Source organism: Brevibacillus sp. AY1, from assembly GCF_029870785.1.
Taxonomy (GTDB): Bacteria; Bacillota; Bacilli; order Brevibacillales; family Brevibacillaceae; genus Brevibacillus; species Brevibacillus invocatus.
Map to the genome: position 1 here is coordinate 16,476 of NZ_JAFLPN010000014.1, position 12,418 is coordinate 28,893.

6 protein-coding genes are annotated in these 12,418 nt (G+C 44.9%); 2 read left to right on the plus strand and 4 right to left on the minus strand.

The genetic code is table 11. The features are described 5' to 3' along the window. Window positions 1–123: 123 nt before the first annotated feature. Both JZI27_RS13105 and JZI27_RS13110 read right to left on the minus strand, forming a co-directional pair. Window positions 124–3,342, minus strand: a complete 3,219-nt coding sequence (locus tag JZI27_RS13105; RefSeq protein ID WP_280207764.1) for an S-layer homology domain-containing protein — start codon at window positions 3,340–3,342, stop codon at window positions 124–126. Window positions 3,343–3,690: 348 nt separating this feature from the next. Then, window positions 3,691–4,992 carry a TolC family protein gene (locus JZI27_RS13110; protein WP_280207765.1) on the minus strand — a complete coding sequence of 434 codons (1,302 nt, stop codon included), beginning with the start codon at window positions 4,990–4,992 and terminating at the stop codon, window positions 3,691–3,693. 261 nt (window positions 4,993–5,253) lie between these two features. On the opposite strand from JZI27_RS13110, the gene JZI27_RS13115 reads away from it, so the two are divergent. Together JZI27_RS13115 and JZI27_RS13120 are read left to right on the plus strand one after the other, a co-directional pair. Continuing rightward, on the plus strand, window positions 5,254–5,907 hold the full coding sequence (locus tag JZI27_RS13115; RefSeq protein ID WP_251242626.1) for a YigZ family protein: 654 nt from the start codon (window positions 5,254–5,256) through the stop codon (window positions 5,905–5,907). Between the two features lie 74 nt (window positions 5,908–5,981). Next, window positions 5,982–6,515, plus strand: a complete 534-nt coding sequence (locus tag JZI27_RS13120) for a coiled-coil domain-containing protein (protein WP_280207766.1) — start codon at window positions 5,982–5,984, stop codon at window positions 6,513–6,515. Window positions 6,516–6,559: 44 nt separating this feature from the next. On the opposite strand, the gene JZI27_RS13125 is transcribed toward JZI27_RS13120, so the two are convergent. Then, the gene (locus JZI27_RS13125) at window positions 6,560–11,149 is read right to left on the minus strand and encodes an S-layer homology domain-containing protein (protein ID WP_280207767.1); all 4,590 of its coding nucleotides are present in this window, start codon (window positions 11,147–11,149) and stop codon (window positions 6,560–6,562) included. A 171-nt stretch (window positions 11,150–11,320) separates the two neighbouring features. Next, on the minus strand, window positions 11,321–12,415 hold the full coding sequence (locus JZI27_RS13130; RefSeq protein WP_280207768.1) for a glycosyltransferase family 4 protein: 1,095 nt from the start codon (window positions 12,413–12,415) through the stop codon (window positions 11,321–11,323). Window positions 12,416–12,418 lie beyond the last annotated feature (3 nt).

A 12,418-nucleotide genomic window follows, 5' to 3' on the forward strand; every position in this document is an offset into this window, starting at 1 on the left:
CTTGTTGAGTGTGTTCCTCCGTACTTAGTTGCATGACAAGTCGCATGAGTAAATCAGAGCAGAGGGGAAAACCCTCTGCCCCAGATTACTCAATCAAGCTTGTGTTTTTCTATGTTGTTGCTATTAGATAGATACTTCGAATTCTACGGATTCGTCACCTTTAGTTACAGTTACAGTAGCTTTAGTTTCGCCTGGTTTACCTGTAACTTTCACTTCGAAGTTACCATCAGCATCGATAGTGTCTTCAGCGGAACGAGTACCTACTTTAACTTCTACAGTTGCTCCAGCAAGACCTTCACCAGTTACGGTGTAGATGGAGATCATACCTGGCAGTTGTTCTTTTTCAACAACTGTTACAGAAGCTTCGTCTACGAGTTCATCTGTTGGTGGAGGTGGTGTAGTACCGCCTTTACCGCCGGAAGCGCTCTGAGCCAAGAAGCTATCTGTATCCATATCATACTTCTTAACATCTTTCTCGCTGTTGATGAAGAGTACATAGTCGTAACGGTTTTCTACATCTTCAGTGCTGAACAGTACGATGTAGTCACCTTCTTCAACTTTGTCGCCAGGTGCGATTGCATCAGCATTGAAGTAAGCTGTGTTTGTACGAACGGTGTAAGTTTTGGATTCTTTGTTGCCTTCCTTGTCTTTCCACTCGTAAGTGATTTTGTTACCGTCAACTTTGGTAGCAATCGCTGTAGTGATGTGGGCGATTTCTGCATCTGCCCAATTGTCTTCGTCGATCAATTTCAGACTTTCGAGTACGTCTGCTCTGTCAATAACTTCAACCACTTCGTCAACTTCTACTTCATCACTTGCGTTCATAGTGAAGGCGATGAAGTCACCACGTCTGATACCTCTGTCGGTCAGTTCGCTTGATTTGTCATCCAAGTTGTAGGTTACTTTTTTCACTTCATTGTCAACTTTAGTGACTACTTCCATGGTGTGTACTTTGTTAGCTTGATCCCATCCAAGAACTTGACCATATTGCATGTCGCTGCTCGCAGATTTACCAGCAACGAGGAAGATTGCTTCTACTTCTTCATCTTCTTCATCCACTGCGAAGAGTACAGTTTGGTTTTTCTCGTCTGCGATTTTGGAGAACTTAGCGATACCTGGTTTTTTCAAGGTTTCACGCAGGGAACCTGTGATTTCGCCAGTCACATCGAAGATTGCTGTGTCGCTGGTTACTTCATATGTTACGCCATTGTGTTTAATAATTTCTTCGTCTTCATCAGCAGCTTTATCCCATGCATCGTCTTTCAGCTCGATCATGTCAACGGAAGATTTCAGAACTTTAACTTTTTCAGCGTCGCCTTTCGCATCCAAAGTTACTTCCAACAGCAATGGGCTAGTTTGGCTTGGAGTGAAGTCTTCGAGGATCGAATCTTCATCGTAATCTTTACCATCAACGTCCTTGATGTCATCTGCATCGATCTCGATGGTGTGTTTTTTACCTTTATCAGAGATTACTTCGAAGGAGATGTCTCCGCCGCTGTAGATCGCTTGTTTGGTAACCATAGCTTTGAACTTGCGATCGCTGATGCTGTCTTTGGTTTCGATGTGACGAATCCAACCAGCTGGATCCAGATACAGTTTTACTTCTTCTCCATCCAGATCTCTCATGGTGTCCTGGTTATTTTCTGTGATGTCTTCGATGTCTTTGTTAGCGTTGTCGGAGTAAGTAGATTTATCCAACGCGAAGCGGTACGTTTTACCACCAATCACCAGACGGTTGTCTGTTTTGCTACGGATGTGTACTTTTTCTACTTTACCTTCAACTACACTACGGTTAGCAAACACGAGCAATTTGTCTTCGTCGCCGTTTGCATAGTATACATTGTATACGTCCATAGGCTTCAGGTCAGCCAAAGTTGCTGGTTTGTTGTCCAGGAATACGAGGAAATCTTCGCCTTCTTCAAGATCTTCCAGGTCATTGAACTTTTTACCGTCCAAGTTGCTGATTTTCTTCTTGTCAGCGTCAACTTTCTCAATGATTTGGGAGCCGTATTTAACGCCCTTAGTCGATTTCTTCATTGATTTGTCATCAATTACATGGATGTAATTGATTTCGTTCTTGTCATTGAGAACGATTTTTGCAGAGAACGAATCGTTGTCTGTGATAATATCTTGCAACAGATCCAAGGAATCGTCTGGCTTGAAGTTGTAAGTAACTTTTACATCTTCAGAGAACTTGTAAGTTTTACCGGAAGCATCCAGTTCAACTTTCAGGTTTTTAATAGCACTGTCTTTGTCCAGTTTGCTGCCGTCACCTTTCATGTCGGTGCCGTTCAGGAAGAAGTCACCCAGACGATCCAGAACTACGTCCTCATGAGTAGATCCTTCGATCCAAACGATTGTGCTTGGAGCGTCGTTTTTGATCCAAACTTGAACGTGTTGACCAGCAAATTCGTTAGGGTTGATACCATCAGCTACTTTATAAGTAGTGTTGTTACCCAGACCAGCGGATTTACCAGCGATGGTGATTTCGTTAGCTTTCAAAGTACCCAGACCTACTACAGGTACGTTCGTAACGAATGGCAGGTCGTCGCCATCAAGACGCTCGTCGTTTACCCAATCCATGTCGCGAACGGTTACGTCGAGGTAACGAGTCAGCAGAGTTTGGTCAGAGAATGTGAAACGGATATCAGTACCGTATTCAACTTGCTCCATCAATTTAACGCGGAGTGCGTTGTCCAGCATTTTGAAAACTTCGCCACGAGTTGCGGCATTGTTCGGAGCTGCTACGTTTTTCGCAATGTTCAGCTCAGAAGCTTTTGCGATGTAGTTGTTAGGCCATGCACCTTTAACTGCAGGGTCATAACCCAGGGCGCGGATGATCATAGCTACTGCTTCCGCGTATGTTACTTGATTTTGAGGTTTAAAGGTTTTGTCTGCATAACCTTTAACGATGTCTTGACCGGAAGCTACGTTTACGAAGCCGGAGAACCAGTCAGCAGTGTTTACGTCAACGAAAGTGGATTGGAATTGTGCCAGTTTAGCACCTTGCTCCAAACCGCGAGCGCGAACGATCAGAGTAGCGAACTCAGCACGAGTGATGGTTTTGTCTACGCCGTAGTCGCCGTTTCCATAACCTGCTACCAATCCGAGTGCTTCCAAACGTTTTACCGTTTTTTCAAGCTGAGCATCCATTACAGGAGCTGTTGTAGCTGCTTCTTCAGCAAAAGCCATAGGAGCAACTGTAAGTGCTAGAGCACTAGCCAGTACACTGTTAACAACCTTTTTCATAACCTTGTGTTCTCCTCCTCTAGTATAAACAAATTGTTCTTGGGGAATATTCGTTGATAATCTATCTTTCTTTTTAAAGCCCGAATCCTGCAAGCGCGTGTCACCTCCTTCCGCAGGACAGCATCGCTTTTTCCGTGTTAAAAATCTCTAGTATATTCAGTATTGTGTAAAATGCAACAATCACTAGTGTAACACAGTTGCTAGAATTCGTGAATCTTTTTTACACAATTCCCCGTGTTTCGTGTGACATCCTATTAAACGCCTCAGCTCAGCAAAAGTTGCGGCGCCTTCGAAAAAAAGTTTAAAGATTTTTTCGTGGTCGTTATTCACTTGTTTATGTAAGGAGTGACAACCGCCACAACTCGTATTATAGGGTACGCTCGGCGGTCTGTCACCATTGAACCTTTTTCCAGTTCTGATCAGATCCTTACAATAATTCTCTTAGTTGCCCAATGCTGTATCGAAGTTGACTACAGCCAGGTTGTAGGTAAGGATCGCACGTTGATACTGGTTTTCGCGATCAGACAATTCTTCCTCTGCCTGGATCACTTCCAGTGTCGTTGCAAGTCCGTTTTCAAAGCGCAGATTGGTCAGGCGGTAGCTTTCTGCTGCCGAATCCTTTGCTTTTTTCTGAAAGTCAATCGCTTGACGTGCTGCATTCAGGTTGTAGTAGGCTTGTGCTACTTCTTTGCTGATGGCACGCTCTTGTTGTTCGATCGCGACCTTGGAGGTCTCTACATTGTTTTGAGCAATACGGCCTTGGTAGGTCGCAAGCACGGAGTACTCTTCAACCAGCTTTACATTCAGCTCAGCCAGCTTCAGTTCTTCCTTGACCTTGGTCATTTCCACACGCTTTTCCAGCGCTTCGGTCTGTGCTTGCTGCAAAGTTTTGGTGATAGGCGCAGCCTGTTTGTTGGCAACGACGATATTCCACTTCTTGTCCAGGTCTACCCCGAGGAAATCATTGAGCTCCATGCGTTCGATTTCCAGGTTGTTCTCCGCGGTGGTCAAAGCAGCCTGCGCACCAGCCAAGCCCATTTCCGCCTGCAAAACATCTGTTTTCGCCTTGGTACCTACTTCAAATGCTGCTTTTGCTACCTTCAACTGCGTTTGCGCACGCGTCAGACTTTGTTTTTTCAGGTTCAGGTCATTTTGTGCGTAAATCAGATCGTAGTATGCCTGTTGCGCTCCCAGCTTGATCTTGCTTTCAGTTGCTTTGAGCTGCAAGGAGTTCAACAGACGGTTCATATCGATGGTAGCATTGGTCACGTATTTTGCTTTCGCTGCATCCAAAGACCAAATGACCTCACTCGGCATTTCAGCAGGTGACTTATAAGACAGCATCGAGTTGAGGTCCGCGTTTTTCACACTCAAGCGGGTATTTTCGAGCGTAGCATTTGTTTCCAATGCTTGTTGAATCGCTTTTTCCAAGGTCAATTGCTCTATACCGGTCGTTGCCTCAGCTGATGGTGTGGTGGTTTTTTGTTCTGTGGCAGCAGGTGTTTTGGTTTCTGTAACAGTTGCTTCCGCTTTTGGCTCATCTGCCTTGGCTTCGGTTGCCTGTTCAGGAGCAGCTTCGGTTGGGGCTGCTGTTTCAGCTGATGCCTCCACTTCAGTCTGAGCTGCCTTGGCATCGTCTGCATTATTCGCATAGGCTGTCAACGAGCCTACTCCAAGCACTGTCGTCAAAACGGCAGCCATACTGATCTTTTGCCATTTTTTCGATGAGTATGGAAAATTCATATTGTCCACTCCTTCTAATCAAAATATTACAGTTTGTCCCAACATCACTATATCACATAGCGATGTTTCGTACACGAAAAATTAAAACTTGGAACTATTTGCATAAGCCGGTTCGACACACACCTCCTCATGTATAGATTCGATCCTTTCATTATTAGTACACATCTGCTTGTAAAGAATAATACGAATATGTGTCAAAAACATTTCAGGATTCGCGAACTTTCTTTTGACATGCTATCCTTTTCTTGAGGTGATCGGACGATGTTACATCAGTATAAGACCGTTGCGGGCTACGGAGAAGACGACATTATAATAGAACGTTCTCGATTTATTGGGTATGCACAACGCGTGACTACCGAAGAAGAGGCTTCAGCGTTCATCGCAGCCATCAAGAAAAAGCATTGGGACGCTACCCATAACTGCTCTGCATTTGTCATTGGAGAAAATGATCAGATTCAACGCTCCAGTGACGATGGAGAGCCTAGCGGAACGGCAGGCAAGCCCATTCTGGAATGTATCAAGAAAAACGGAGTCAAGGATACCGTAGTGGTCGTGACCCGCTACTTCGGCGGTATCAAGCTGGGGGCTGGCGGCTTGGTTCGAGCGTATACGGCTGGGACTGTCACTGCACTGAAAGCAGCGCGGATCGTCGTGCATACGCTCCACCAAAAAATATCGATTCATGTGGATTATACATGGTGGGGCAAGGTGGAAAACGAGCTGCGTATCGGCGAGCAGCGTGTAGTAGGCACTGACTTTACGGATAAAGTATCGGCACATGTGCTCATCCCCGAAGGTGAACAGGATGGCTTTATCGAGAGAATGATAGACTTGACGAATGGCCAGGCCCAGATCGATCGAGGGGAAAAAGAATATGTGGAGGTCCCTGTGGATGCTGTCGGGGACGAGGAATAAATTCGCTTGCGGGATGGGCTATCATTATTTACGATAGTTATATAGTGCATGCACATGCGCGAGGGGGTATGGACATGGGGAAGACTTTGGATGACTTGTTTGAAAAGCTCAGTCAAATGTCTGATCGAATGGAAGAAAAGTTTGGAGCGATTGAGCAACGGCTGGACAGAGTCGAGGAGCGGTTGGACAGAGTCGAAGAGCGGTTAGACAGAATCGAAGAGCGGTTAGACAGAATCGAAGAGCGGTTAGACAGAGTCGAGGAGCGGTTAGACAGAGTCGAGGAGCGGTTAGACCAGCATGATATCCGGTTTGAACAACTGGAACAGCGTATGGGAAATTTCGAGCAGGGCATGAGTGCCCTCGAGCAGCGCATGGAAAGACAAGAATCGCTCATGAAGCTCGTGGAAGAGATGGGTGCTGAGTTGATTCAGAAGGTTGCCAGTACGAATGATCGGTTGGACAACCTCAATCAAGAGGTAAGGGAAATTCGGGAGGAGCAGATCGATAAAAAGGTACATCTGGATTTTCTCGAAAAAAAGGTATGGCAGCATGAAAAAGACATTTACCTGCTGCGTGAACGAGTAGCGAAGTATGAAAAAGAAAGCTGAAGCGGCGCAGAGCTGCTTCAGCTTTCTTCTATATTATAGTGCGTTTACTGCTTCGGCAGTTTCTTCATTTGTACCATCACACGCACAGTGATAACGGCCATCTCTGCACGAGTCAGGTTGTTTCTTGGCTTAAAGCTGAACGTCGGTTTTTTGGCAGTCGTATCATCTGGTTCGCCATTCATCAGCTTGGCTTTGGTAACTGCCAATACGGATGGTGCAGCGTAATAGCTGACATCTTTGGCATCCGTGAACGATTTGTTCAATGCCAGCTTGGAAGCATCCAGGGAGCCCACCTTCAGGTTGAGCGCACGTGCAATCATGATGGTTGCTTCTTCACGTGTCAGGGAATCATCCGGACGGAAGTAGCCAGGCTGTTTACCACGAATGATACCTGCGCGAGCTGCTGTCTCGATGTATTTGTACTCGTAGTCCCAACGATCACGATTGGGTCGAACGTCAGTAAATGTTGGTTCGAGTGGATCGCGCTCATTGCTGTCGCGGTACGGGCCAGCGTCAATCGGCAAAGCCAGTGCTTTTACCAGCATGGTCGCAAACTCACCACGTGTCATATCACGGTTTGCTCCAAAGCTGCTTCCGCTGTATGCAGGCATGATTCCTTTTGCATACAGAGTCTCCATCGCATCGCGTGCAAAATCATGACTTACTACATCATCGTAGGATTCTCTGGTTTTCATGACCATGTAGAAACCAAAGCCTTGGAACGGCACTTGAACAGTTTGGGAACCTGTATTCACTACCCCGCCTACGTTTCTCCACTCATCACCGTTGTGATAGTAGATCGTCAGCATGGTATTCGCTGCGTTTACAATAGAAGAATTGTACTGCAGTGTGAGTGTTCCTTGACGGCTTGGCACCAGGTTATCTCCCCAACGGCTCTTGAAGTCTTCAGCATTTCCTTCATCGTAGTAAGGATCTCTACCCCAAGGAGCTTCTATGTCACCAGCGTCGATGTAGTACAGCGGGCTGGCGTAGTTAAAGTTGGCATCCAAAACGAGTCTGTTCTCCAAGTTGTCATCTGAGAGACTGACTTGTCCAGTCGTACGATCCGCAATACCGAAGTATAGAGGTACATCTACAAAGATATCGCCGTTCGGGTTTTTCACTTCTTGGCCAGCACGACCGTCATCTGGCGACAGCAAAACTGTACCACTTGGGAATTTCAGCACCAGCTGCTTATCGAACACAGTGAACGAGACTTTTTTACCCAGTACATCGCGGTATTCGGCACCATTAACGGTGGAGTTGGCGTTGTAGATCTTGATCTCGTCGTTGTACGTTTCAGTCCCTACCTTTACTGCGTACTTTACGGTGTTTAGCCCTTTTTTGAGTGGCACTGTTGCCGTAAATACATAGTAGGTTTCTGGTACGGTTTTACCCAAATCATCATCATAGTAGAAGTCGCGGTTCGTTGTGTTGGATACTTTCGCTTCAGTTTTTCCAAATAGTACTTGATCAGCGTTTTCCGCAAAGATCTTAATAACAGCGCTGTTACTGTTCACAATCACATATTGATCAGTCTCTTTTGCCTTAACTGGAGATAAGACTTCCCAACTCGAGTACTTTTGGTTGATATTGATGTCGTAACGAATAACAGTACCATTATCATCTTCCGCTACAATCGTATATACAGTTGTACCACCTTTGCGCAACGTCAGCGGGAACAAAGCAAGCTTTTGCTCTTGTTCTTCTGGTTTTGTTACTGCATCCTGAACTTCCTCTACGAGATCACCGTATTGCCTGGAGTTCATTTTCCCTTCAAAACGGGTACGCGATACAGAATCAAGATTATGTTCGTCATAGAAGTCCTCAAGCTGATTGTTGAGTGTCGCTTCCAGACGAGCGTTTACGTATTCTTGGTTTGTAGTGTCTTGTTCCCATCCGCCGTTTCTGTAACGGAAATCATTGATACGCTTACCGTTCTTCTCGATATAGACATGTGTCGCATCTTTCACATTAAACGAGAAGCTTCTTAAGAAATTAGCTCCTGTTTGATAAGCTGAGTCTCCTGCTTTTTTAGTAAGCTCTTCATCTTCCCCATTTGTCACGATTTCCAGTTTAATATCTTCTACGGAAGGGGTCTTTGAAGTGTTATAGGAAACGTTGTAAATAAATACGGTTTTCGGATCGTCCTTTAGCGTGATCTTCAGTACATTGTTTCCTTTTTTATATTTCAATTGATCTTTGAGTATCTTAAATGTCCCTTTCGCCGGATTCACGCTAGAGATATCTAACTCGGTGTCATTCAGATGTGCAGAGATATTACGAGTGACTGTGCTTTCTACAGTAGTTTCCTTCATTACATAGTTATAAAGCTTACCGTCCAATGGCTGAATGTCATTATCACTATTGATCAAATAGCCATCTTCAAAGCTTCTGACTTGTCCAGTCGTGTCCACATAGGTGAGCTGAGCGTAAGGTGTAATTCGAACATCCAGGGTATAGTTAACAACTGTATCCCATGTTGGATTGTCAGGGAACGGTGAAGTTTGCGGAATAGCACGGTAACCGATCGTCAGCTTCCCTTGCCCCTGTGCCAGTTTCTTCAACGTAATAGTGAAGAAGTCAGACGAGGTGCCAGGAGTAAATACATAATCGTAATTCGTTCCTTCTCGCAGTAATTGACCATTGTACAGCACGTATATATTTGAGCTGGTTGCAGGTAATTTCTGCTTCATCACTTTTAACTCAAGCGGGGAAGTCACGATGACATTAGAGCCCGTAGGTGAGAGTACTTGTTGTGCCGCGACATTAATCACTTGCACAATGCTCGCTTCATCCTCGTAAAGATACTTAATTTCATATTCGTAGTTATTCACTTTTATGAAACCAGATTCAGTATCCACTGCTGTGCTCGAACCTTTTGTTAAATATTGATATTCAAGACTAATTTTATACTTCTTATTCTTTTGTAATTGCATAGTTGAAACGGTCTTATTGATACTAAATTCCGTAAATCCACTTTGCGGATTTTCCTTTTCCTTAACATTGGATTCTGTCCCGTGAGCAATCGCTATTGGAGTCTTATTACCCAATTCATCGGTGATCACAATTTGGAAAGACTGGAACTGTTGCAGTCCTTCGATATTGACAAACTTTAAAAGCGCAGAGCCTTCAATGGTAAAATTTCCGGACGGATTTGGTCCCTTGATCACTATTTGCTGTCCAGCAACCAAATTCACGTCATTTAATTTTACCTTGTAGAATTGATCGGCACTACCGTCGGAAGTAGTCGTAACCAAAAGTTTTCGGATAAACGTACCTACTTCTTTGTCTTGATTAAATACGCGAATTTCCAGCGTATTCTCTCCTATTTGCGATGGGAAATTCAAACCAAAACTCCCTGTACGATTTACGCTTGTCCTTACCACATCGCCTGTAGTCTGATTCTTTACCTCCACCGTATCGGCATTCAGTGCCGTACCATCCATACTGAGAGTCAATCTATTCAGAGATGCTACTGCAATATAGGTGGGATTACTATCAACGTTGTGGTCATTCAACGGTATATCATTTACCTTCAAGTCGCTGACCAGCGGAGTGTTGTTGTATTGAATATAAAACTGAAAATGCTCTTTCGTTACATTTCCGATCTTTTCATAAAAAGCAATTTGGTTCAAACCAGGTTTCAAACCAATATCCGTAAACGTAAATGTGCTTCCACTAATCGATGGAGCAGTATTGTTTAAATCCTGAACGGTTTGACCATTATTGGTAATGATTTTCAGACGAAGACCCGTACCCGAAACACCACTGCCAAAAGTACCAGTCAAAGTAACCTTCGAGTCACCGAACAATACCGGATTGTAAGCTGTTGTGCCACCTGTGAAATTAGTGATGGTAATCGGACTATTCGTAGTCTTGTACTCGTAATAGATGACATCACTAGCAGCCGTATTCGTTGCTAAAATTTGGATAGCATTCAACCCTGGGACCAAATCAATATCAGGAATTGTACCGCCAGTTCCGTTAAGCGTGCGAAGTGTTGTTCCGTTTATTCTTACTTCTACTGGTTTTGTTTTATCAATAGAGCCCGAATCCGTATACGTATAAGCTAAACCTGAAAGAATTCTGTTAGTTACAACAATAGGATCACTTGAATCTGCTCCTGTAGGTGTACCTGTTGTGCCTGGTGCTGGTTCCGTAAATTGCACCGTAACACCGGTATTGGATGGGGTATATTGGAAATACAGTTCAACAAGATCCTTTGCTGCATCCGAAATCACTTTTGGCTTTACCGTGACCTTCGTTACTGCCCCGCTGGTATCTAGAACAAAATCAGGTAGTTTTACCGTTCTATCAGCCTTGATGACTTCTGTCGTAGTAACGGTAGTACTGCCTACTACAACATCGATCCCTACATTCAGCTTGGCATCACTCCCGTACTTCAATACAACATCAGAAAGCAACCGTGTTTTTGTTTTGATTGGAGTCGCATATGTGTGACCATTCTGGGACCCGGTCGCTAAGTATTGAGTAGGCACTGTTACTCCTGCATCCCAGTTGCTTCCTATTGCTGCAAATGCCGGCATAGTAGGAACTAGTCCTGTGACCAACATCATCATCGTCAGGCATAGCGCGAACCAACGACGAAAGCCTTGATATTGTTTCCTCATGTCTTCACCTCTCCACTTCATTGAATTCCTTATTTACACCCAGAATCCGGTAGTTCGGGGCAATTCCTTCTCCCTTTTATTTATCGGACAATTAATCCAGTCAGTTAAGGGTTTGCACCTAAATAATGGCGAAAAAAAACCCCTGCTGGTCAGCAGAGGTTTTGTACGGAATTAATGACTGCGTCGATGCGCCATCTTCACTTTCAATCTCCGATAAATATTGATCAACGGGCGATGTCGGCGACTTACCAGACCGACGATCTCCGTACCCAGATGGATCGCAATCAGTAGCGCGACCATCACGATCAAAGTTGTCCACTTCGTAGTCTTGGTCAGCAAGATCGCCATCGTTCCGAAGAAGACGCTGATCGTGTAGATGACAAGTACGGTGGAGCGATGTGACAGTCCCATGTTTAGCAAACAGTGATGCAGATGACCTTTATCCGGGCTCGAAATCGGCTTTTTGTTGACGATCCGCCGCACGATAGCGAAAAAGGTATCCCAGAGTGGCACTCCCAGGACCACAATCGGAATAATAAACGATACAAACAACGCTTCTTTAAAACCCATAATCGATAAGGCCGCAAGATTAAATCCTAAAAAGAGCGATCCGGTATCGCCCATGAACAGGCGTGCCGGGTGAAAATTGAAATACAGGAAGCCGAGAATCGCTCCCAGCAAAACAAAACAGTAAATGGCAACGTTAACCTCGTCCATTAGAAGCGCCACAACCGCCATCGTTCCCGTAGCAATGGCGGAAACACCTGCAGACAAGCCATCCAAGCCATCAATCAGGTTCACGGCATTCGTCACGCCGACGATCCAGAACATCGTGATTGGCACTGCCAGCCACAACAGCCAGCCACTGCCAAAATCAATGCTTCCCGAATACGGAAGATTGACCACACCTATTTTTAAACCGAACGGGATAACGACAATGACTGTAGCGATGAGTTGCCCCAGCAGCTTCCATTTTGGCGAGAGCTGGTATTTGTCATCCAGCATTCCCACCACCATGACGATCGTACTACCAATAAAAATCCCCATCATCTCTGTTTTATCAGCAAACGGAACAAACAGAAAGAAAGCAACCATATATCCGAGGTAAATGGCCAATCCACCCATGCGAGGCATAATTCGGGTATGCACCTTGCGTTGGTTGGGAGCGTCCACTGCCCCTACTTTTTCAGCCAGTTTTTTTACATAAGGTGTAGCAATAAATGCAACGATCAGCGAGGTCAAAAATCCGAAGATTAACGTAGACATCGG